Origin of the sequence: Achromobacter sp. GD03932 (assembly GCF_029839485.1) — a bacterium.
Lineage (GTDB): Bacteria > Pseudomonadota > Gammaproteobacteria > Burkholderiales > Burkholderiaceae_B > Achromobacter > Achromobacter bronchisepticus_A.
This window is the reverse complement of the sequence record NZ_JAOCAT010000001.1, coordinates 109103-130640: the sequence shown is the minus strand read 5'-3', so window position 1 is coordinate 130640 and position 21538 is coordinate 109103. Positions and strand designations below refer to the sequence as shown.

Genomic DNA, 21538 nt, shown 5'->3' with positions numbered 1-21538 from the left:
AGCGACTTGAGCCGATTGTTAGACTGCACAGCCGAGCGCTGGAAATTGTGCCTGCGGCGAGCATAACCTACCGAGCAACCAATACGCCGATTTTTGGCCCAGATGGTTATTTTGTGCTCCGCATTTTCACTCTTCGAAAGCACCCCCTCAGCCCAAAAAAATAGCATCAGACCGAAGTTCAGCACTCAAGAACGTAGTCTGACACTATTGCCTTGCAACACCGGCATTTCGCGCGCGCCCATCGCTAGATAGGCGATAATATTCGTATGCACACGCAATGCAACATCACATAGCCGACAGACTACCTAGACTCTCCATGCCCATTCCAGATTTTCAGACTTTAATGTTGCCCGTCTTACGCTCCTCTGCAATGGGCGAGGTAAGAATCTCTGATGTTGTTCAATCCTTGGCGAATCAATTCCAGTTGACCGAGGAAGAACGTTCAGAGTTGCTTCCCTCTGGGAAGCAAACCACCTTCGCTAACCGCGTACACTGGGCAAAGAGCTATCTTGGTAAAGCCGGACTCGTCGAACTCACCCGCCGAGGTCACTTTCACATCACAAATCGCGGACGCGAAATACTGGCTAACCCGCCTTCAAGAATTGATATTCGCTTCTTGGAGCAGTTTCCTGAATTCGTGCAGTTCAGAGAAACAGGCACCAGTACTGATGGCACAGCAAACACGGCCAGAACGGTCGAAGCTGTGCAGGCAAGTGGCATGACACCGGATGAGATTATTCGGAAAGCACAAACGGAACTAGACGACGAACTCAGCCTTGATCTGCTAAATCGCGTTACCGCAGCCCCGCCTGATTTCTTTGAACGCCTCGTCGTTCAACTATTGCTAGCGATGGGATACGGTGGCTCGACCAGCGAAGCGGGTAGAGCCTTGGGCAAAAGCGGAGACGGTGGCGTCGATGGTGTCATCGACCAAGACTCCCTGGGCCTCGATCGCATCTATGTCCAAGCCAAACGCTATGCTGACGGCAACAACATCGGACCCGGCGCAATTCGTGATTTCTTTGGATCGCTGGATCGATTCAAGGCCAACAAAGGACTCTTTGTCACCACTTCAGGCTTTTCATCATCCGCCCGTGACACCGCCGAATTGCTTAGCAAGCGCATCGTTCTCATCGATGGTCGCCAATTAGCAAAGTTGATGATTAGATTTAACGTTGGATGCCGGGTCGAAGAGACTATTCAGCTCAAAAAACTTGATGAAGAGTTTTTTGAGTAGTTGCTGTCCAGGAACTTAGGGTTTGACATAAACCACCTAACACAAAAAACTAGGGCCGCTTTTAGCGGCCCTAATTACTTGTCTGCGCTAGCTAACGCCGATCAAGCCTTACGCACCTGAGCAATCAACCCATCCAGCTGCGTCAGCATCGTATCGATTTCCTCAGCCGTCACATTCAACGCCGGCATGAAGCGCAGCAAATTCCCGCGCGGCGCATTCAGCAACAAGCCGTTGGGCGCCAGATTGCGCGCAGCTTCGACGATTGCAGGGCCGTCGTCGCGATCCATCACCAGCGCGCGCAGCAGGCCCATGCCGCGCTCGCCCTTCATGCCGTACTTGGCCGACAGAGCCAGCAGGCCTTCGGACAGCTGCTTGGCGCGAGCATTGACCGACTCCATGAAGCCCGGCGCGGCAAGCGCATCAAACACAGCGACGCCAACAGCAGCCATCAGCGGATTGCCGTTGTACGTGCCGCCCTGATCGCCGTGCGAGAACACGCAAACTTCCTGACGAGCCAGCAGCGCAGCCAGCGGCACGCCGCCGCCAATACCCTTGGCCAGCGTCATGATGTCCGGCACAACGTCGGATTGCTGGTACGCAAACATGGTGCCCGTACGCCCCATGCCGGTCTGCACTTCATCAACGATGAACAGCAGCTTGTGCTCGTCGGCCAGCTTGCGCAGGCCTTGCATGAATTCCTTGGTGGCGGGGATGACGCCGGCTTCGCCTTGCACGGGTTCGAGCATGATGGCGACGGTCTGGTCGTCGATCAGCTTGCGCACGGATTCCAGGTCGTTGATTTCGGCCTTGGGGAAGCCTTCGACCTGCGGGGCGAACATCTTGTCCCAGCCCGGCTTGCCGGACGCGGACATGGTGGCCAGCGTGCGGCCGTGGAAGCCGTGGTTCATGGTGATGATCTTGTAGGCGCCCTTTTTATTGACCTGGCCCCATTTGCGCGCCAGTTTGATGGCGCCTTCGTTGGCTTCGCCGCCGCTGTTGGCGAAGAAGACGCGGTCGAAGACCGAGGCGCCGGTGAGGCGCTCGGCCAGCTCGATGGAGGGCAGGTTGTAGAACGCCGGCGACGGGTTCATCAGCAGCTTGGACTGATCCAGCAGGGCCTTCTGCATTTCCGGGGCGCAGTGGCCCAGGGTGTTGACGGCCCAGCCCTGGACGAAGTCCAGGTATCGCTTGCCCGCGTGATCCTCCAGCCAGGATCCCTGGCCGCGCACGAACACGAGGTCCGGGCGGGAGGTGATCTCCATGAGGGCGTTGGTCTTGAACTGGCTGAATTCCATGGCGGTTCCTGCGGAATGAGAGAACAGGGATTAAAAGTAATTGGACGATGCCAATAGGCGAATTTAGCACCGACGGGGGGATGCTATCGTGACGCACCCCCAGCCGATCCGCCCCGGGCCGCCTCAAAAGGGCAGACAACGCGGGCGCTCTATTTTATGCAACAGGCGCGACCCCGCGCGCAGCCCTTTTGTCGCTTTTTACTGACCAATCATGAAACGTATTCTTTCCAGTCTTGCCGCCGGCCTGGCGCTGGCGACGGCCACGGCGACCGCGCATGCCGATTTTCCCGAGCGCCCCATCCGCCTGATCGTGCCGTTCCCGCCCGGGCAGGCGACCGATATCTTTGCCCGCGCGCTGGCCGAAAAGCTGGGCGCGGCAGTCAAGCAGCCCATCGTGGTGGAGAACCGCGCGGGCGCGGGCAGCAACATCGGGATGGAGCAGGCGGCGCGCGCGACGCCGGACGGCTACACGCTGGTGATCGCGGGCTCTGCCGCGGCGGTGAACCAGACGCTGTACAAGACCATCAACTACAGCCTGACCAAGGACTTCGCGCCGGTGTCGGGGGTGTTCTCGGTGCCGCTGATGTTCCTGGCGACGCCGGCTTCGGGGATTACCTCGCTCAAGCAGCTGGTGACGCAGGCGCGCGCCAATCCGGGCGAGCTGGCCTATGCCAGCGCGGGCATCGGCGGCACGCAGCATTTGTCGGCCGAGATGTTCAAGGCGGCGGCGAACATCGACATCCGCCACATTCCGTACAAGGGCAGCGGCCCGGCGCAGGCGGATTTCCTGGGGCATCAGGTGCCGTTGATGGTGGACTCGGTGACTGCCGGCCTGCCGCATGTGCAGAGCAAGAAGGCGGTGGCGCTGGCGGTGACGACGGCCAAGCGCCTGCCGCAGCTGCCGGACGTGCCGACCGTGGCGGAATCGGGTTATCCGGGTTTCGAGGCGATCGGCTGGGCGGCGGTGCTGGCGCCGCGCGATACGCCGGCCGAGGTAACGGGCTATCTGAGCAAGCAGATCGGCCAGGTGCTGAATTCGCCGGACATGCAGAAGTTCTTCCGCGACCGCGGCGCGGAGCCGATGCCGCTGACGCCTGATGCGACCGGCACTTTCATCACCGGCGAAGTGAAGAAGTGGGGCGAAGCGGTGAAGCAGTCGGGCGCGCAGGTCGACTGACGAACACGCAAGACGTCATGCCCCCAGCAAACCGCCCCGCATCGACGGGGCGGTTTGCATGATGGGCTGAGGTAAAGCGATGACGGCTTAAGCCGGATCACCCGGCTGGCCCGACCGTCCGGGCTCTCCCGGTTGCCTGGGTTCTTCCGCAGGTTGCCCCGGATTGCCGGGTACTTCCGGCGGCATGCGGCCCGGGTCAATATCATCCGGACCAGGCTTGCCCGGCACCTGGCCGGGTGCCTGCTTTTCCGGTGCGTCGCCGGGTTCCTGTCCGGGGCGCTGGGACGGGTCGATGCCGGGTTGGTAGGCGGGATCGCCGGGCTTCTGGTTCGTGTTCATGGATGTCTCCTGAAGATTCACGTGTAGCGCTCACGCGCAGCGGCACGCGTATCGTGCAAGCCCACGATAGAAGCCATGTTCGCGTTCGCCCAGATCACGCGGGACGACTTTATCTAGTACTTTCTTCTTATCTCTTGCTCAACCAGGAGCCAGAATGAAGAAGACTGCCACGGCGTTCACCACGGAACGCCGCCATCTGCTGGAAATCATCGACGGCCTGATCGAGGGCATCATCCTGCTGGACCAGGACCGCCGTATCGTCTGGGCCAACGACACGGCGCTGGCCATGCACGGCGTGACGGATCTTGCCGCGCTGGGCGGCACTGCCGTCGGCTACCGCAAGGCATTTGCGCTGCGTTACCGCAACCGTCGCGCCTTGCGCGCGGCGCAGTATCCGCTGGACCGCGCGCTGGCGGGCGAGGCTTTCAAGGACGTGGTGGTGGAAGTGACCAGCCGCCGCGATCCGGATTTAAGCCGCATGCACCAGGTGCGCAACCTGGTGCTGCGCGATGCGCAGGGCGCGGCTGAAGGCATGGTGCTGGTGCTGCTGGACGTGACCGAGCAATACAGCGCGGAAGAGCGCTTTGAACGAACCTTCAACGCCAACCCCGCGCCGGCCGTGATCTGCTCGCTGGCGGATCTGCGGCACATCAAGGTCAATGACGGTTTTCTGGCCATGACGGGCTACACGCGCGAACAAGTGCTGGGCAAGACGCTGCGCCAGCTGGACGTGCTGGGCGACACGCCGCAACGCGAGGATGCGCTGCACCGGCTGGCGGAAGGAACGACCATTCCGCAGACGGAAACCATCATCGCGGTGCAGGGCGGCAGCGACAAGCTCGTGATCGTGGCGGGCCAGCCCATCGAGGTCGCGGAGCAGCCCTGCATGCTGTTCACCTTCAACGACCTGGAGCCGCGCCGCAAGGCCGAGACGGCGCTGCGCGACAGCGAACAGCGCTTCGCCACGGCGTTCCGTCTTGCGCCCGTGCCCATGACGCTGAGCACCACGGCAGGCAAACTGCTGGAGGTCAACGATGCCTTCGTCGCAACCACCGGCTACGACGCCAAGACCTTGGCGCGCGACGAGGATGCGCTGGCGCAGCTATGGACGGACCCGCAGGCCTACGACCGCGCCATGGCCTCGCTGGAGCAGGGCGCCAGCGTACGCAGCCAGGAAATGGCGTTGCGCACGCGCGACGGCGCACTGCTGGACTGCCTGGTGTCGGCCGCGCCGGTGTCGATCCAGGACCAACCCTGCGTGCTGGCGGCGATCCAGGACATTACCGAGCGCAAGCGCAACGAGGTCGAGCTGATGGAGGCGATCGAGACGGTGATGCAGGACACCTCGTGGTTCAGCCGCACCGTCATCGAGAAGCTGGCGCAGATCCGCACGCCCCAGGGCGCGCCGCAGGGGCAGAGCGAATTGGCCGACCTGACGCCGCGCGAGCGCGAGATCCTGGGCCTGATGTGCCAGGGCCATACGGACCCGGAGATCGCGGCCAGCCTGCATCTGTCGCGCAACACGGTGCGCAATCATGTGGCGGCGCTGTACAGCAAGCTGGACGTGCACCGGCGCAGCGCCGCCATCATCTGGGCGCGGCAGCGCGGCATCGTGGGATATGAAAAGCCGGCACGCAAGCAGGCACAGAAACAGCCCGGCAAGCAGACTACAAAGCAGGTCCACAGGATTCGGTAGAAAAGTACCAGTCGATCTGATGCGCGCGCTTCTTACACGCGCGCCATGCGCTTCCTATAGTGGGTTCGTCCGCAGCCGGAGCCAGGCTTCGAAGGCCTCTCCCGCGCGGTTTCACGCAACCTGGAATTAGGAGCGACAACATGGATAACGACCGCATCAAGGGCGCAGCCAAGGAAGTCAAAGGCTCGATCAAGGAAACGGCAGGCAAGCTGACCGGCAACCGCGAGACCGAGCTTGAAGGGAAGGCGGAAAAAACCGTGGGCAAGGTGCAGCGCAACGTCGGCGAGGCCAAGGATCAGGCACGGGACTTGCTGAACAAGAAGTAGCGCGGCTGCCTGTCGGCATGGCCCGCTACGCCCATGAACGCCGAAAGGAGAAAAAAATGACGCATCGAATCTGGCTTGCGCTGCTGCTGGCAATCACCGCCATCACGGCCGGTTGCAACACGATGGAAGGCGCCGGCAAGGACATCGAACGTGGCGGGGAGAAGATCCAGCAGAAAGCCCAGTAAGTCCTGAACCGGTAGCCTGCTTTATCGGCCGGCGCGCTAACCGCGCGCCAGCCTTTTTGCGTTTGGGCGCCGCAATTCAGCGCGAGAAGCCGCGCGCCGAAATCTCCCAGATGTCCTGCACCACGCCGTCCTCGAACACGACCAGTCCGTCGTGCAGGTTAAAGGTCGGGTCCACGTGCGCAGGCACCAGACGCAGCACGCTGCCCAATGCGGGCGCCGTAGCGCCGGGTTCCACACGCACCACGCTGTGCTCGTCGTTGATGGCGGTGCAGGTCAGGCCGGACTCGCCGTAGACGGCGGGCGGGCCGCACTCGGCGGAGGCCGATTTGAGGCCGGCGTCCAGCACTACGCGGTCGGGCGTGGGCGTGCTCATCACGGTGGACAGCAGGAACAGGCTGTTCTTGAAATTGAGCGGGCCGCCCCATTCGTTGGCGCCGTAGTCGCCATCCATGAAGGCATAGGATCCGGCCTGCAATTCGGTGTAGACGCCGCTGGCCGCGTCGAACTCCACGCTGCCGGTGCCGCCGCCGGTGATGGTGTCGCAGGCGATGCCGCTTTGACGCAGTAGCTGCGCGTAGGAAGCTGCGATGCGCGCGGCCTGGCGGGAGACGGTGGCGCGTTCTTCGCGCGTGCGGTAGTGCTGCACCGACCCGTGATAGGCCTGCAGGCCCGCGAAGTTCAAACCGGGCAGCGCGCGCGCCTGCTGCGCCAGCGCCAGGACGGTGGCGTCGTCGGACACGCCGCAGCGGCCCTGGCCTACGTCCACTTCCACCAGCACGTCGATCTCGGCGCCAGCCTGCACCATGGCGGCCGACAACTGCGCCAGGTTCTGGGCGTTGTCCACGCAGACGCTGATCTTGGCGGCGCGCGCCAACTGGCCCAACAGCGTCATCTTGGCCGCGCCGACGACTTCGTTGCTGATGTGGATGTCGCGGATGCCGGCGGCCACGAAGGGCAGGGCTTCGCTCACCTTCTGGCAGCAGATGCCGCGCGCCCCCAATGCCACCTGCCGCAATGCAATCTGCGGGCACTTGTGGGCCTTGGCATGCGGCCGCAGCGCCACTTCGTGGCGATCAGCCCAGGCCTGCATGGCGCGCAGGTTGGCTTCGAAGGCGGTCAGGTCCAGCGCCAGGCTGGGCGTGTCGACGCGGGCGAGGGGATCGCCCGGCTGGGCGGCGGGGGGCAGCGCAATGCCGCGTATGACTTCCTGGGACATCTTGGAAACTCCGTTATCAGCACTGCAGGGATGTAACCGCACACCATAACCAAAGCGGGACCACCCATAACCTTGGGCGATGCGACCCCCTGGAAAACCATAGCCCTGTAATCATTGGCTACAGGGGGTGGGCATGACAGAATTTCATCATAAAGAAAGCCCCCGAGGGGAGGCAGATTTTTGCCGGGGGAATTCGCCCATCGGCAGAAATCACATTACTGATACCCGTCAGCAAGAATTCGGAGAAGCTCGCATGAAACTCAAGACCTGGATCACCGCCCTGACCATCGCGGCAGCCGCCGTCGGCGCCGCCGGTTCGGCGCAGGCCCAACAGTTCTTCCGCATCGGCACCGGCGGCACCGCCGGCACCTACTATCCCGTGGGCGGCATCATCGGCAACGCCGTGTCGCAACCCGGTAAGCTCATCGCCACCGCGGTGGCCTCCAACGGCTCGGTCGCCAACATCAACGGCGTCATGGGTGGCTCGTTCGAAGCGGGCTTCACGCAATCCGACGTGGCCTTCTGGGCCTATAGCGGCACCGGCACCTTCGAAGGCAAGCCCAAGGCTCAGGACCTGCGCCTGATCGCCACGCTGTACCCGGAAAGCATCCACCTGGTGACGCGCAAGGGCTCGGGCATCAAGGGCGTGGCCGACCTGAAGGGCAAGCGCGTGTCCATGGACGAGCCGGGCTCCGGCACGCTGGTGGACGTGCGTCTGATCCTGGGCGCCTACGGCCTGACCGACAAGGACATCAAGGCGGAATACCTCAAGCCCAACCAGGCTGGCGACAAGCTCAAGGACGGCGGCCTGGACGCGTTCTTCTTCGTGGGCGGCGCCCCCGCCGGCGCGATCGCCGAACTGGCCTCCACCGGCAATATCGAACTGGTGTCGCTGGTCGGCCCGGAAATCGACGCGCTGCGCGGCAAGCAGGAATTCTTCACGCCTGACGTGATCGCCGCCAACACGTACCAGAACATTCCTGAAGTGAAGACCATCTCGGTCAACGCGCAGATGGTCACCTCGGCCAAGATCCCCGACCAGGTGGTGTACGACGTGACCAAGGCGCTGTACAGCGACGCCACGCGCAAGACGCTGGACGCCGGCCACGCCAAGGGCAAGCTGATCACCAAGGAAAACGCCGTCAAGGGCGCGGGCATCCCGTTCCACCCCGGCGCGGAGAAGTTCTACAAGGAAGTCGGCCTGCTCAAGTAAGCGAGCCGGGACTTCTTTCACGGATAGATCACGGCGCAGTCTGACCCGCCGTGTTTGAGCAGGGCCGCCACGAGCGGCCCTGCTTGCTGCATCACCAGAGACTCACCGCGATGGAAATTGACCACGAGAAAACCCAGCAGCTGGCGGAAAAGTACGACTCGGAAATCCGCTTCCGCCCGCTGGACAAGACGGCCACCTGGATCGTGTCGGGCCTGCTCGTCACCTTGTCCCTCTTTCACTACTACACGGCCGGCTTCGGCCTGTTGCGCGAAGCCACGCACCGCGGCGTACATCTGGCCTTTGTACTAAGCCTGATCTTCCTGGTGTTCGGCTTTTCCAAGTCGCACTACCAGCGCCAGCCCAAGTCCACCTGGTACTCGCCCGGCGGCATTCCGCTGTACGACTGGATCATCGCCATCGCGCTGGCGCTGTCGGTGCTGTACATCCCCTACATCTTCGAGGACCTGGCGTTCCGCGTGGGCAATCCCATGCCGATGGACGTGCTGATGGGGTCCATCCTGCTGATCGGCCTGTTGGAAGCCACGCGCCGCGCCATGGGCTGGCCGCTGCCCATCATCGCCATCGTGTTCATGGCGTATGCCATGTTCGGGCCGTATTTCCCGGGCCTGCTCAAGCATGCCGGCAACACGTGGTCGCAGGTCGTCAACCACATGTACCTGACCAGCCAGGGCGTGTACGGGGTGGCGGTCGGCGTGGTCGCGACCTACGTCTTCCACTTCGTGCTGTTCGGCGTGCTGGCCACCCGCATCGGCCTGGGCCAGCTGTTCCTGGACGTGGCCTCGACGGTCGCCGGACGCTATGCCGGCGGGCCGGCCAAGGTGTCGGTGTTCGGTTCGGCCATGTTCGGCATGCTGTCGGGGTCGTCGGTGGCCAACGCGGTCACGGTCGGCTCGCTGACCATTCCGGCGATGATCCGCATCGGCTATCCGCGGCACTTCGCCGCGGGCGTGGAAGCGGCCAGCAGCACGGGCGGGCAGATCACGCCGCCCATCATGGGCGCGGCCGCCTTCCTGATGATCGAATTCCTGGGCATTCCGTACCAGCAGATCGCCATCGCGGGCATCTTCCCGGCCTTCCTGTACTTCTTCGGCATGTTCATGCAGGTGCACTTCGAGGCCAAGCGCGAAGGGCTGCGCGGCCTGACCGAAGAAGAAATGCCCAAGCTCAAGCAGTCGTTCAAGATGCGCTGGCCGACGCTGATCCCGCTGGTCCTGCTGATCGGCGTGCTGGCCAGCGGCCGCACGCCCTACCTGGCGGCGTTCGCCGGCATTACGGGCTGCATCGTGGTGGGCCTGCTGAATCCGTTCCAGCGGCTGCGCCTGCGCGACCTGTATGAAGCCTTCGAGACCGGCGCCAAGTACGCGCTGGCAGTGGGCGCGGCCGCGGGCACCGTGGGCATCGTGATCGGGGTGGTGACGCTGACCGGCGTGGGCTTCAAGATCTCGTACATCGTGATCTCGGCCTCTCAGGCGCTCGCCGGCGGCGCGGCCATGATCATTCCGGACGCGCTGGCCAACATGCAGACGCTGACGCTGATCGCGGCGCTCATCATGACCGGCATCGTCTGCATCCTGATGGGCTGCGGCGTGCCCACCACGGCGAACTACCTGATCATGGTGGCGGTGGCCGCCCCGACGCTGGTGCAGCTGGGCGTGCAGCCGATCGCGGCGCACTTCTTCGTCTTCTATTTCGGCATCCTGGCGGACATTACGCCGCCCGTGGCGCTGGCGGCGTATGCGGCGGCCGGGATGGCGGGCAGTGATCCATTCAAGACCGGCAACACGGCCTTCAGGCTGGGCATCACCAAGCTGATCGTGCCGTTTGTGTTCGTGTTCTCGCCGTCGCTGCTGATTTCGGTGCAGGGTTTCACCTGGTACGACTTCTTCGTGACGCTGTTCGGCTGCATGGTCGGCCTGGTGCTGCTGTCGGCGGCGTTCTCGCGGTTCATGCTGGTGGGCATGAAGAGCTGGGAGCGCTGGCTGTGCACCATCGGCGCCTTGCTGACCATCCTGCCGGGCCTGACCAGCGGCTTGATCGGGCTGGCGATCTGCATCCCGGTATTCATGCGCCAGTTGGCGCAGCTGAAGCTGGAAAGCGCCCCCAAGGCCGCCTGACCAGCGGCCCGGATACAAAAAGGGGCGGATCTGCAGGGTCCGCCCCTTTTTGCTCCGAATCATGAATATTGGCAGCTTTTAAGGTGAAAATGTGTGCACATTAGCGCAGGGTGACTCCATACAACATTCCACCCTCCGGCCGGTTGCCCACCCCTATAAATCAGCGTAAAGTAAAATTCATGTTTGCTGGTCTGCCGATATGCGGGCCGACTGTGCAAACAGGCACAAAACTGCGCCATATGTTCGATATCCTGGTTTATCTGTACGAGAATTACTACACGCCGCAAGCCTGTCCTGCGGCCGACGTGCTCGCAAAGCGGCTTGCCGCCGCCGGTTTCGAGCACGAAGACATCGACGACGCCCTCGGCTGGCTCTACGGCCTGGCCGAAACCACCGAACGCTGCGTCGATCTCGCCCAGGCCCCCGCCACCGGCACCCGGATCTACACCGACAACGAATACCAGCAGCTCGGCACCGAATCCATCGGCTTCATCGCCTTCCTGGAATCGGCCGGCGTGCTGCCCGCGCCCTTGCGCGAGATCGTCATCGACCGGGGTCTGGCGTCGCCGGAAACGCCCGTGCCGCTGTCCAAGATCAAGATCATCGCCCTCATGGTTCTCTGGAGCCAGGAAGCCGAGATCGACAATCTGGTCCTGGAAGAGCTGCTGGACGAAGACGGCACGCGCTTGCTGCATTGAACGGTATCCGCGTCGCTTGATGCCGTTACTCCTTACCCGCGCGCCGCGCCGCGCGGGCGTCCCATCGTGAATTACGTCGGCCGCTTCGCCCCCAGTCCCAGCGGCCCGCTGCATGCGGGCTCGCTGGTTGCCGCGCTGGCCAGCTGGCTGGACGCGCGCGCCCATGGCGGACGCTGGCTGCTGCGCATCGAAGACGTGGACACGCCGCGCACGGTGCCGGGCGCGGCCGAGGTCATCATGGGCCAGTTAAAGGCGCTGGGCCTGGACTGGGACGGCGACATCATGTGGCAGTCGCGCCGTCATGACGCCTACCAGGCCGCCTTCGACTCGCTGGCCGCGCGCGGCCTGATCTACGGCTGCGGCTGCACCCGGCGCGAAATCGCGGATTCGGCGCTGCGCGGCCAGACCGCGCCCGGGGCCGACGGCGAACGGCCGTATCCCGGCACCTGCCGCCACGGCTTGCCACCAGGCCGCGAGGCCCGCGCCTGGCGCGTGATCATGCCGGAAGGCGTGGAACATTTCGTCGACCGCTGGCTGGGGCCGCAGGAACAGGACGTGGCGCAGGCGGTGGGCGACATCGCGCTAAGGCGGGCTGACGGCCTGTGGGCGTACCAACTCGCCGTAGTGGTGGACGACGCCGCGCAAGGCGTGACCGACGTGGTGCGCGGCGCGGACCTGCTCAGTTCCACCGCGCGCCAGCGCGTGCTGCGCCGGCTGCTGGGCCTGTCGCCGGTGCGCTACCTGCACGTGCCGCTGATCCTGGACGCTTCCAGCGGCCTGAAACTGTCCAAGCAGAACGGCGCCCCGCCCATCGACACCGGCGCGCCCCTGGCGGCGCTGATGGCCGCCTGGCGCGCCTTGGGCTTCGACCCCATCGATGCCGCGGACCGCGGTCATTTCCTGCGGGAAGCCACCGCGCAGTGGGCGCGGCGCTTCCCGCTGCCCGCCGCTACAGCGGCTTGAGGTCCTGGTCCAGCATCCGGACGAGCAGGGCCTCGCCGTTTTCCGCCACGCGCAACTCGCCGTACTTGGCGACCTGATAGCGCTCGGCCTGGCCTTCCGGGAAGAAATAGGCGTTGGTCACGATGCGCACGCTGTTGTCGCGGATGCGGTAACGCAGCGGCACTTCGGCATCGGTATGCGGGTGCGTATCGGGCTGGATGCGTAGCGGCTGCCCGACGCCGCGTGCGTCCGTCTGCAGCATGACATAGCCGTCCGGCTCGTAACCCATGACGGAGTCCTCGGCTTCGGGACGCTCGCCGCCCAGCCGCAGGCGCGTGACTTCCCGGCTGGCCGCGAAGTTCAGCGCCATGTAGTCGCCTTGCATCAGCGAACGGGGATCCACCGGAGCCAGTTCCAGGATGACCACCTTGCCCGACGCCAGCAGTTTTTCACGCTGCCAGATGCCGCCGTTGGCGACCGCCAGCACCAGCACCAGGCCGCCCAGGATGGCCAGCGTGCGCCAGCGCAAGGGCGCCGACACCGGCGGCAGGGCCCCGCGTCGGCTGGGCGCGATGGTGCGCATCAGGCGCGGCACCAGCCACACCAGGGCGCGCAACACGAACAGCAGCACCGCGGCGCCGCCCAGCCACAAGGCCTTTTGCAGTAGCGGCACGTCCAATTGGTAGTAATAGACACCCAGATAAGCCAGCAGGCTGATCACCGCGAACACAACCAGGCGGAACTGGTTCAAGCCGAAGCCCAGCAGCAGCCAGGCCAGCGCGAAACCCACGCCTGGACTGGGCAGCCAGAACAGCGACAGGATCAGCAGAGCTATCGGGACACCCCAGGTGACGCCCGCAGTCAGTACATGGCGGCGGGGCCAGAGCACCGCGAAGGCGGCCGCGACGGGCAACAGCGCGCCCGCAATGACCAGCACGGCCGTGTGCGGATTCAGCTGCCACATGGCGGGCAGTTGCTGGGCGGAGATGCCCCCGGCCAGCCATACCATGCCTTGCACCGACAGCAGGAAGGCCCAGGCCAGCGGTTGCAGCGCATGGGCGCGCTTGCCGCCCAGGCGGTGGCTCAGGCTGAAGATGACGGCGGTGGCCCAGGCGCCGGTCACGGCAATGGGCAGCCACACGAAGGTCGCGCGCATGGCGTCGAAGCCCAGCCATGCGTCCAGCAGGTCTTCGCCGCTCAGGTCGGGCGACAGGCCGCGCCAGATCAAGCCCGCCCCCGCCGCGGCAATCAGCAAGCCGCTCAGGAAGCGCAGGATGACGTCGGGTCCGACGGCATAGACCGTAGCCGCCATCAGCAGCACGAACACGCAGGCGCTGGCGAACGAGGTCGAGCTGGATAGCCCGAAGATGATCAGGATTTGCCCTGCGAAGGCCATGGCCGTGCCGCACTGGCGCCAGAACGGGCCAGCATCGCTGCGCAGCACCGCCACACCGGCCGCGCAAAGCACCAGCCCGGCCACCAGCGCGCCGCTTTCAGAGGTAATAAAGCCCGAGAACGCGATGAACACCAGCAGCAGCACAGTCGACAGCCAGGCGCTCAGGCCCAGCAGGCACTGCACGTACCAGGGCGGATCCGCCTGCGGCGCCGGAGCGGGCGCCAACTGCGCGACCGGCGCGCTGGCGTCGGCCGGGTCCACCGAGTTGCCGGCCGAAGCCGCAGCCGGTTCGGAATCGGCGGCCGCGGCCACCGCCGTCTGCGGGTCGCCGGCAAGCCGGCGCAGCCAGCGCGCGGCCAAGACGGCCTCGGCCATGAGCAGCGCCGCCAGCGGCAGGGCCGCCCAGACGCCGGGCTCCAGGCGCAGCAGCCATTCGCCCGCCACCCGCAGCGACACGCAGATGACGCCGGCGGCCAGCATGGCCAGGATGATCAGGTCGCGCCGGCCCTTCTGATAATAGAAGCCCAGGCCCAGGGTCACCGCGACCCAGGCGATGCCGTTATAGAGGCCCAGGCCGCGGCCCAGGAAGTCGCCAAGCATCTGGGTCAGCACCAGCACGCTGATTGCCAGGGCGGCCAGGACCCGCGGACCGACCAGGGTGCTGGCGCGCCAGCGGCGGGCAGCCAGCTCCCAGCCCAACAGCAGCACCAGGTTCAGGCCGGCCATCATCAGGCCGGGCACGCCCGGGCCGCCGAATATCAGCACCCAGGAGAACACCCGCTCGCCCAGCCACAAGGCCACCGCCACGTTCAACACCAGTGCCCATAGCAGCCAGACGGCCTGGCTGCCGGCGGCCAGCGCCCAGGGCAGCAGCAGCAGCGCCCACCAGGCGAACAGTTCCCAGGTATCGGCGCCAGTCTGGTAAGTTTGGCCTAGTAATGCGAGCAGCGCGCCCAGGAGGATGCCGGCCAGGGCGAGCAGGGCGCCTGGTATGGTGCGGCGCACGCCAGGACTCGCCCGCAGGCGCAGTCCGGTCCAGGCAGCGGCCAGCGCGCAAACCGCCAGGAGGCCCTGGATACCGGCGAAACGCTGGATTTTGGTCATGTCCTGCCAGTTGGCCGCGACCCAGCAAACCGCCGCGCTGCCCAGCAGCAAAACACCTAGCCAGAGGGTGCTGCGCGCCAGAAATTGACGCCAGGCGTGTAGTTCGGATCCCGCTTGTCTTTCAGTGCCGACTTGCATCTGGCGAATCTCCGATCTTATTATCCGCGCTACTACGGCGGGACTGCCGCCACTGGATACACATGAATAAAACGCTGATTATTGCCGAGAAGCCCTCGGTAGCCCTCGATATATCACGCGCCTTGGGAGGCTTTGCGCGCGAGGGCGACTATTTTGAAAGCGAACGTTACGTCCTCGCGTCCAGCATAGGCCACTTGCTGAGCTTGGTCGCGCCCAACGATCCGGTCAAGGGAAAATGGAGCTTCACGCACCTGCCCGTGATTCCGCCCGAGTTCGAACTGGGGCCCACCGACAAGAAATCGGCCGAACGGCTCAAGCTGCTGGTCCGCCTGGCCAAGCGCAAGGACGTCGACGCCATCATCAACGCCTGTGACGCCGGGCGCGAAGGCGAACTGATCTTCCGCTACATTATTCAGTACGCGGGCGTGAAGAAGCCGATCCAGCGCCTCTGGCTGCAGTCGATGACCCAGGCTGCCATCCGCGAAGCCTTCGCCAACCTGCGCGACGACGTCCAGCTCAAGCCGCTCGAAGCGGCCGCCCGCTCGCGCGCCGAAGCCGACTGGCTGGTGGGCATCAACGGCACCCGCGCAATGACCGCCTTCAACAGCAAGGACGGCGGCTTCTTCAAGACCCCGGTCGGCCGGGTGCAGACGCCCACGCTGGCCATCGTGGCCGAGCGCGAGGAGCGCATCCGCCGCTTCGTGCCGCGCGACTACTGGGAAGTGCGCGCCACCTTCGTGGTGGCCGCCGGCCTGTACGAAGGCCGCTGGATCGACCCGGAATTCAAGAAAGACGACCGCGACCCCGAAAAGCGCGAATCGCGCCTGTGGTCGCAGGCTGCCGCCCAGAGCGTGGTGGCTGCCTGCCGCGAACAGCCCGGCAGCGTCACGGAAGAATCCAAGCCGTCGACCCAGATGTCGCCGGCCCTCTACGACCTGACTTCGCTGCAGCGCGAGGCCAACGGCCGTTTCGGCTTTTCGGCCAAGACCACGCTGGCGCTGGCGCAGACCCTGTACGAACGGCACAAGGCGCTGACCTACCCGCGTACCGATTCGCGCTACCTGCCCGAGGACTACATCAACACCGTCAAGGAGACCATGCGCGCATTGGCGCAGGGCGGCTCCAATGCGGTGGGCGGCCTGGCCCGCCACGCCGGCACGGTGGTCAGCGAAAACTGGGTCAAGCCCAACCGCCGCATCTTCGACAACAAGAAGGTGTCGGACCACTTTGCCATCATCCCCACGCTGCAGATCCCGCACGATCTGAGCGAAGCCGAGGCCAAGCTGTACGACCTGGTGCTCAAGCGCTTCCTGGCCGTGTTCTTCCCCGCCGCGGAATACCGCGTCACCACCCGCATGACCGAAGTGCAGGGGCACCGCTTCCGCACCGACGGCAAGGTGCTGGTCAGCCCGGGATGGCTGGCCGTCTACGGCAAGGAAGCCCAAGGCGAAGACGCCAACCTGGTGCCTGTGGCGGACGGCGAGACCGTGCGCACCGAGGACGTGGAAGCCGTCGGCCTGACCACCAAGCCGCCGGCGCGCTTTAACGAAGGCACGCTGCTGTCGGCCATGGAAGGCGCGGGCAAGCTGGTGGACGACGAGGAACTGCGCGAGGCCATGTCCGAGCGCGGCCTGGGCACGCCGGCCACGCGCGCCGCCATCATCGAAGGCCTGCTCAACGAAAGCTACCTGCGCCGCGAAGGCCGCGACCTGGTGCCCACCGCCAAGGCGCGTCAGCTGATGACGCTCTTGTCCGGCCTGGACGTGACCGAACTGACTTCGCCGGAACTCACCGGCGAATGGGAACACAAGCTCAAGCAGATCGAGCAGGGCGGGCTGGGCCGCGAGGCCTTCATGCGCGAGATCGCGCAGATGACCCAGGTCATCGTCAAGCGCGCCAAGGAATACGAGCGCGACACGGTGCCGGGCGATTACGCCACGCTGCAGACGCCGTGCCCCAAGTGCGGCGCCGTGGTGAAGGAAAACTATCGCCGCTTTGCCTGCACCGCCTGCGACTTCTCCATCGGCAAGCACCCGGGCGGCCGCACCTTCGAGCTGCCCGAAGTGGAAGAGCTGCTGGCCAAGCGCGAGATCGGTCCGCTGCAAGGCTTCATCAGCAAGATGGGCCGTCCGTTCGCCGCCATCCTGCGCATCAGCGACGAGTACAAACTGGAATTCGACTTCGGCCAGAACGACGAGGACGACAGCGAGGCCGTGGACTTCTCCGGCCATACGCCGGTGGGCTCCTGCCCCAAGTGCCAGTCGCGCGTCTTCGAGCATGGCATGAGCTACGTCTGCGAGAAATCCGTCGGCCCCGAAAAGAGCTGCGATTTCCGTTCGGGCAAGGTCATCCTGCAGCAGGAGATCTCGCGCGAACAAATGGAAAAGCTGCTGACCAACGGCCGCACCGACCTGCTCGACGGCTTCGTCTCCAGCCGCACCAACCGCAAGTTCAAGGCCTTCCTCGTCCGCCAGCCGGACGGCAAGATCGGCTTCGAGTTCGAGCCGCGTCCTGAAAAGCCGGGCCGCGCGCCGGCCAAGACGGCTGCCAAGACCGCGACCAAGACCGCCGCGAAAAAGGCGCCGGCCAAGAAGGCTGCGGTGAAGAAGACCGCAACCAAGACGGCCACGAAAACGGCGGTCAAGAAAGCGGTGAAGAAGGCGGCGCCGAAAAAAACCGCCGCGTAAAACGGGCGCGGCGCCTGGCGCGCCGCCTCCCGACCATCGCGCACAACGCCCGGGCAACCGGGCGTTTTCCATTGTTGGACGCCAGTGGCTGGGGTATTGTCTACGCCAAACCGCTGCAACCAGACCTATACCGAGGACGACATGAGCAACAGCCCCGACTTCACCACCCGCCGCCGCGTGCTGGCCGCCGCTGGCGCGCTGGCCGGCATCAGCCTGGTCAATGGCCGCGTCGCATTCGCGCAGCCCAAGCTGGGCCGCGTCGTCTACGGCCAGGGCAGCATCGACCCGTTCTTTGCCGCGGGTTATGTCGCGCTGAAGAAAGGCTACTTCGGCGAGGGCGGGCTGGAAGTCGAATACCTGAACTCGCAGAGCGGTCCGCGCACCAACCAGCTGCTGGCCGCGGGCCAGATCGCGTTCGGCGCCACCGCCGCCACGGCCGCCCCCGCGCTGACGCTGGCCGGCAAGCCCGCCACGCTGGTGTTCGGCTTTGACCGCAAGCTCACCTACGCCAACGTCATCGTGCGCCGTGAAGACTTCGAAAGCGGCAAGATCAAATCGTTAAAGGACCTGGCCGGCAAGCGCGTGGGCGCGACCCAGCCGCAGTCCAGCACCTGGCTGATGGCGCTGTACCTGATGCAGAAGGCCGGCGTGGCCGACAAGGTGGACATCCGCCCGCTGGGCGACCTGGCCACCATGCTGGGCGCGCTCAAGACCGGCTCCGTGTCGGCCAGCATGGCCACCATGTCCATGATGGAACAGGCGCAGCAGGAAGGCTGGGGCGTGCCCATCTTCGACGCCACGACTGAAAGCTCGTGGAACGAATTCATGGGCGGCGACGTGCCCGGCATCGCGGCCCTGACCTTGCAGGACACCATCCAGAAGCGCCCCGAAGTGGTGCAGGCCTTCGTCACGGCGCTGGTCCGCGCGCAGGACTTCATCAGCGCCAACAGCGCCGCGGCCGTCACCGACGCGATCTACGACGATTACCTGAACGCCTTCCCGCGCGCGGCCATCGAGAAGACGCTGGGCGTCTACAAGGAAACGGTGTTCCTGAAGGACAACATCATCACCCAGGACGCCTATGACCGCATGACGGCCATCATGGGTGACGGCCGCCAGTTCTCCAATGACGAGATCAAGACCGTGCCCTACGACCGTTGCGTGAACATGAGCTTCGTGCGCCGCGCGCGGGGCCTCTGATGATCACGCTGGACAAGGTAGGCAAGGCCTACCAGACCCGCCAGGCGACCACGCACGCGGTGGGCGAGGTCAGCCTGACGATCCCGGAAGGCGAGTTCGTCTCCATCGTCGGGCCGTCCGGCTGCGGCAAGAGCACGCTGCTGAACATGATCGCGGGTTTTCTGCGCCCGACCACCGGCACGATCCGCGTGGACGGCCGCGTCGTGGACGGGCAGGTGCCGCCAGCCCTGGGCTACATCTTCCAGAAGGACACGCTGCTGCCTTGGTTCAGCGTGAGGAAGAACGTGGCGCTGGGCCTGAAGTTCCAGGGCGTGGCCGCCGACAAGATCGAGCGCCGCGTGGCCGAGCTGCTGGAAATGGGCCACTTGAGCCAGTTCGCCGACGCCTTTCCGCACCAGCTATCGGGCGGCATGCGGCGGCGGGTGGCGCTCTTGATGAGCCTGGCGGTCGAGCCGCGCATCCTGCTCCTGGACGAGCCCTTCGGCGCGCTGGACACGCACACCAAGACCCACCTGCACCGCGAGCTGATCGAGATCTGGCGCAAGCTGGGCCAGACCATCGTCATGGTCACGCACGACCTGGACGAGGCCATCCTGCTGTCGGACCGTGTGGTGGTGCTGTCCGGGCCGCCCAGCCGCGTGCTGCTGGACGAGCGCATCGAGATCCCGCATCCGCGCGATGTGTTCACGCTGCGCGAAACGCCGCAGTTCGTGACCCACGTGCAAAGCCTCTGGAGCGTGCTGGGACAGCAGTTCCGCGCCGCCGCCTGAATCCCTACGCGTCATGACCACCTCTTACTCCGCCGATTCCCTGCAGGACCAGCTGCGGCTGGACCGCCGCGCCAGCATCGCGCGCCGGCTGCGCATCACCATGTGGCAGGTGCTGATCCTTGCCATCATCCTGGGTTCCTGGGAAATACTCACGCGCATCCCCTGGTTCGCCCAGAACACGCTGTTCGATCCCTTCTTCATCAGCCAACCCTCGCGCGTGGCCGTGCGCCTGTGGGAATGGCTGCAGCCCGGCCCGCGTTCGGTCTGGCCGCACCTGTGGCTGACCTTGCAGGCCACCATGGTGGGACTGCTGGTGGGCGTGGGCAGCGGCTTCGTGGTGGGCATGACGCTCAGCCGCAGCCGCTTCCTGGCCGACGTGTTCAACCCCTTCATCGTGGCCTTCAACTCGATGCCGCGCATCGCGTTCGTGCCGCTCATCACCATGTTCTTCGGACTGGGCCTGGCTTCCAAGGTGGTGACGTCCTGGTTCGTGGTGTTCTTCCTGGTGTTCTTCAACACCTACAAGGGCGGACGCAGCGTGGAACGCGAGCTGGTGGACTTCTGCCGCACGCTGGGCGGTTCGCCGCGCCAGATCCTGTGGCGGGTGCGCATCCCGACCGCGGCCGCGTGGACCTTCGCCGCCTTGCCGAATGCCATCAGCTTCGCGCTGATCGGCGTGGTGCTGGCGGAGTTCGTGGGGTCCACGACGGGCATGGGCTATCTGATGATCACCGCGCTGGCGACGCTGAACGCCACCGACATGTTCGCGGCGGTGACGCTGCTGTCCATCGTCGGCATCGCGCTGGTTTATTGTGTGACCTGGCTGGAACGCCGGCTGCTGCATTGGGCGCCGGAGTTCCGGGAATAGGTAGATCTCCCGCAGCGTTGCGCGCTTCCCCCGGGGAGCGCCGCTGCGGACCGGCGGAGCCGGATCCGCGCGGCCCTGATTGAGACCAAGCACTTTGGACGACTGACATGAACACGCTGCCGTATCTGCGCAACTTCGACCTGACGGGACAAGTCGCCCTGGTGACCGGCTCGGCCCGCGGGCTGGGCTTCTGTATCGCACGCGCGCTGGCCGGCTGTGGCGCACGCGTGCTGATCAACGGCCGCAACGCCGAAGCCGTCGCGGCCGCGGCGGCTGAATTGACCGCCGCCGGCCTGGACGCGCATCCGCTGCCGTTCGACATCAGCGACGACGCCGCGATGGAACGCGCTTTCCAGGACATAGACCGCGACCACCGCCGCCTGGACATCCTGGTGAACAACGTCGGCGCGCGCAACCGCAAGACGCTGCGCGACACCAGCCCCGCCGAAATCCGCGAGCTTATCGACACCGACATGGTCGCCGGCATGCTGCTGGCCAAGTTCGCCGCCGAACGCATGGTGCGCCAGGGCAGCGGCCGCATGATCGCGATCACTTCGGTGGTAGGCGAACTGGCGCGCTCGGGCGATGCGGTCTATCCCGCGGCCAAGCAGGGTTTGACGGGCATGGTGCGCGCGCTGGCGGCGGAATTTGGCGGTCACGGCATCACCAGCAACGCCATCGCGCCTGGCACCTTCGCCACCGAGACCAATGCCGCCATGGTGGCCGACCCCGACGTGGGACCGCGCATCGCCACACGCAACCCCATGGGACGTTGGGGCGAACCGGAGGAAATCGCGGGCGCCGCCGTGTTCCTGGCGTCGCCCGCGGCGTCATACGTGAATGGACACGTGCTGGTGGTGGACGGAGGCTTGTCGATCCAGTTCTGATGCAGGGTGCTGGGCTGCGCAGGCAGCCC

Annotated in this window: 18 protein-coding genes; 14 read left to right on the top strand and 4 right to left on the bottom strand. The window is 65.2% G+C overall.

Annotated features, from left to right (window positions below):
• The first annotated feature begins 316 nt into the window (after nt 1–316).
• Nucleotides 317–1237 carry a restriction endonuclease gene (locus tag N5C88_RS00595; RefSeq protein WP_280014454.1) on the top strand — a complete coding sequence of 307 codons (921 nt, stop codon included), beginning with the start codon at nt 317–319 and terminating at the stop codon, nt 1235–1237.
• Between the two features lie 101 nt (nt 1238–1338).
• Here the strand turns inward: N5C88_RS00595 and N5C88_RS00590 are convergent, their stop codons facing one another.
• On the bottom strand, nt 1339–2532 hold the full coding sequence (locus N5C88_RS00590; RefSeq protein WP_280014453.1) for an acetylornithine transaminase: 1194 nt from the start codon (nt 2530–2532) through the stop codon (nt 1339–1341).
• A gap of 211 nt (nt 2533–2743) precedes the next feature.
• Here N5C88_RS00590 and N5C88_RS00585 point away from each other — a divergent pair, with 211 nt between their 5' ends.
• Nucleotides 2744–3709, top strand: a complete 966-nt coding sequence (locus N5C88_RS00585) for a tripartite tricarboxylate transporter substrate binding protein (protein ID WP_280014452.1) — start codon at nt 2744–2746, stop codon at nt 3707–3709.
• 87 nt (nt 3710–3796) lie between these two features.
• Here N5C88_RS00585 and N5C88_RS00580 read toward each other — a convergent pair whose 3' ends face one another.
• Nucleotides 3797–4048 (bottom strand): hypothetical protein, encoded by a 252-nt coding sequence (locus tag N5C88_RS00580; RefSeq protein ID WP_280014451.1) that lies wholly within the window; start codon nt 4046–4048, stop codon nt 3797–3799.
• A 154-nt stretch (nt 4049–4202) separates the two neighbouring features.
• On the opposite strand from N5C88_RS00580, the gene N5C88_RS00575 reads away from it, so the two are divergent.
• The 3 genes from N5C88_RS00575 (at nt 4203) to N5C88_RS00565 (ending at nt 6255) form a co-directional block, all read left to right on the top strand.
• Nucleotides 4203–5744 (top strand): helix-turn-helix transcriptional regulator, encoded by a 1542-nt coding sequence (locus N5C88_RS00575; protein WP_118934970.1) that lies wholly within the window; start codon nt 4203–4205, stop codon nt 5742–5744.
• A gap of 140 nt (nt 5745–5884) precedes the next feature.
• Nucleotides 5885–6070: a CsbD family protein gene (locus tag N5C88_RS00570; protein ID WP_059376519.1), complete on the top strand. Its 186-nt coding sequence runs from the start codon at nt 5885–5887 to the stop codon at nt 6068–6070.
• Between the two features lie 56 nt (nt 6071–6126).
• Nucleotides 6127–6255 carry an entericidin A/B family lipoprotein gene (locus N5C88_RS00565; RefSeq protein WP_013390837.1) on the top strand — a complete coding sequence of 43 codons (129 nt, stop codon included), beginning with the start codon at nt 6127–6129 and terminating at the stop codon, nt 6253–6255.
• 76 nt (nt 6256–6331) lie between these two features.
• On the opposite strand, the gene N5C88_RS00560 is transcribed toward N5C88_RS00565, so the two are convergent.
• The gene (locus N5C88_RS00560) at nt 6332–7471 is read right to left on the bottom strand and encodes a DSD1 family PLP-dependent enzyme (RefSeq protein WP_280014450.1); all 1140 of its coding nucleotides are present in this window, start codon (nt 7469–7471) and stop codon (nt 6332–6334) included.
• A 253-nt stretch (nt 7472–7724) separates the two neighbouring features.
• On the opposite strand from N5C88_RS00560, the gene N5C88_RS00555 reads away from it, so the two are divergent.
• The 4 genes from N5C88_RS00555 (at nt 7725) to gluQRS (ending at nt 12480) form a co-directional block, all read left to right on the top strand.
• Nucleotides 7725–8684: a TAXI family TRAP transporter solute-binding subunit gene (locus N5C88_RS00555; RefSeq protein WP_059376513.1), complete on the top strand. Its 960-nt coding sequence runs from the start codon at nt 7725–7727 to the stop codon at nt 8682–8684.
• Nucleotides 8685–8794: 110 nt separating this feature from the next.
• Entirely contained in the window at nt 8795–10819 is a 2025-nt protein-coding gene (locus tag N5C88_RS00550) for a TRAP transporter permease (protein ID WP_059376509.1), read from the top strand.
• A gap of 239 nt (nt 10820–11058) precedes the next feature.
• Entirely contained in the window at nt 11059–11517 is a 459-nt protein-coding gene (locus N5C88_RS00545) for a DUF494 domain-containing protein (protein WP_042795808.1), read from the top strand.
• A 66-nt stretch (nt 11518–11583) separates the two neighbouring features.
• A complete protein-coding gene (gluQRS, locus tag N5C88_RS00540) occupies nt 11584–12480 on the top strand; it encodes a tRNA glutamyl-Q(34) synthetase GluQRS (protein WP_280014449.1) in 897 nt (298 codons plus the stop codon).
• Here gluQRS and N5C88_RS00535 read toward each other — a convergent pair.
• Nucleotides 12467–15097, bottom strand: coding sequence for a GDYXXLXY domain-containing protein (locus tag N5C88_RS00535; RefSeq protein WP_059376505.1), 2631 nt, complete (start codon nt 15095–15097; stop codon nt 12467–12469). The genes gluQRS and N5C88_RS00535 overlap by 14 nt on opposite strands.
• A 62-nt stretch (nt 15098–15159) precedes the next feature.
• On the opposite strand from N5C88_RS00535, the gene N5C88_RS00530 reads away from it, so the two are divergent.
• The 5 genes from N5C88_RS00530 (at nt 15160) to N5C88_RS00510 (ending at nt 21509) form a co-directional block, all read left to right on the top strand.
• Nucleotides 15160–17784, top strand: a complete 2625-nt coding sequence (locus N5C88_RS00530; protein ID WP_280014448.1) for a DNA topoisomerase III — start codon at nt 15160–15162, stop codon at nt 17782–17784.
• A gap of 141 nt (nt 17785–17925) precedes the next feature.
• Entirely contained in the window at nt 17926–18984 is a 1059-nt protein-coding gene (locus N5C88_RS00525) for an ABC transporter substrate-binding protein (RefSeq protein WP_118932757.1), read from the top strand.
• Nucleotides 18984–19754 carry an ABC transporter ATP-binding protein gene (locus N5C88_RS00520; protein WP_059376495.1) on the top strand — a complete coding sequence of 257 codons (771 nt, stop codon included), beginning with the start codon at nt 18984–18986 and terminating at the stop codon, nt 19752–19754. The genes N5C88_RS00525 and N5C88_RS00520 overlap by 1 nt, the downstream gene beginning before the upstream one ends.
• A gap of 13 nt (nt 19755–19767) precedes the next feature.
• Complete coding sequence (locus tag N5C88_RS00515) at nt 19768–20622, top strand: ABC transporter permease (protein WP_059376487.1); 855 nt, start codon at nt 19768–19770, stop codon at nt 20620–20622.
• Nucleotides 20623–20729: 107 nt separating this feature from the next.
• The gene (locus tag N5C88_RS00510; RefSeq protein ID WP_059376484.1) at nt 20730–21509 is read left to right on the top strand and encodes an SDR family oxidoreductase; all 780 of its coding nucleotides are present in this window, start codon (nt 20730–20732) and stop codon (nt 21507–21509) included.
• The last annotated feature ends 29 nt before the right edge of the window (nt 21510–21538 follow it).

What these genes read in the sequence shown, in the direction of transcription:
- N5C88_RS00535 (WP_059376505.1), bottom strand. Translation starts at nt 15,097, where the DNA reads ATGCAAGTCGGCACTGAAAGACAAGCGGGATCCGAACTACACGCCTGG.
- N5C88_RS00530 (WP_280014448.1), top strand. Translation starts at nt 15,160, where the DNA reads ATGAATAAAACGCTGATTATTGCCGAGAAGCCCTCGGTAGCCCTCGAT.
- N5C88_RS00525 (WP_118932757.1), top strand. Translation starts at nt 17,926, where the DNA reads ATGAGCAACAGCCCCGACTTCACCACCCGCCGCCGCGTGCTGGCCGCC.
- N5C88_RS00565 (WP_013390837.1), top strand. Translation starts at nt 6,127, where the DNA reads ATGACGCATCGAATCTGGCTTGCGCTGCTGCTGGCAATCACCGCCATC.
- N5C88_RS00590 (WP_280014453.1), bottom strand. Translation starts at nt 2,532, where the DNA reads ATGGAATTCAGCCAGTTCAAGACCAACGCCCTCATGGAGATCACCTCC.
- N5C88_RS00570 (WP_059376519.1), top strand. Translation starts at nt 5,885, where the DNA reads ATGGATAACGACCGCATCAAGGGCGCAGCCAAGGAAGTCAAAGGCTCG.
- N5C88_RS00595 (WP_280014454.1), top strand. Translation starts at nt 317, where the DNA reads ATGCCCATTCCAGATTTTCAGACTTTAATGTTGCCCGTCTTACGCTCC.
- N5C88_RS00520 (WP_059376495.1), top strand. Translation starts at nt 18,984, where the DNA reads ATGATCACGCTGGACAAGGTAGGCAAGGCCTACCAGACCCGCCAGGCG.
- N5C88_RS00510 (WP_059376484.1), top strand. Translation starts at nt 20,730, where the DNA reads ATGAACACGCTGCCGTATCTGCGCAACTTCGACCTGACGGGACAAGTC.
- N5C88_RS00550 (WP_059376509.1), top strand. Translation starts at nt 8,795, where the DNA reads ATGGAAATTGACCACGAGAAAACCCAGCAGCTGGCGGAAAAGTACGAC.
- N5C88_RS00515 (WP_059376487.1), top strand. Translation starts at nt 19,768, where the DNA reads ATGACCACCTCTTACTCCGCCGATTCCCTGCAGGACCAGCTGCGGCTG.
- N5C88_RS00560 (WP_280014450.1), bottom strand. Translation starts at nt 7,471, where the DNA reads ATGTCCCAGGAAGTCATACGCGGCATTGCGCTGCCCCCCGCCGCCCAG.
- N5C88_RS00555 (WP_059376513.1), top strand. Translation starts at nt 7,725, where the DNA reads ATGAAACTCAAGACCTGGATCACCGCCCTGACCATCGCGGCAGCCGCC.
- N5C88_RS00545 (WP_042795808.1), top strand. Translation starts at nt 11,059, where the DNA reads ATGTTCGATATCCTGGTTTATCTGTACGAGAATTACTACACGCCGCAA.
- N5C88_RS00585 (WP_280014452.1), top strand. Translation starts at nt 2,744, where the DNA reads ATGAAACGTATTCTTTCCAGTCTTGCCGCCGGCCTGGCGCTGGCGACG.
- N5C88_RS00580 (WP_280014451.1), bottom strand. Translation starts at nt 4,048, where the DNA reads ATGAACACGAACCAGAAGCCCGGCGATCCCGCCTACCAACCCGGCATC.
- N5C88_RS00575 (WP_118934970.1), top strand. Translation starts at nt 4,203, where the DNA reads ATGAAGAAGACTGCCACGGCGTTCACCACGGAACGCCGCCATCTGCTG.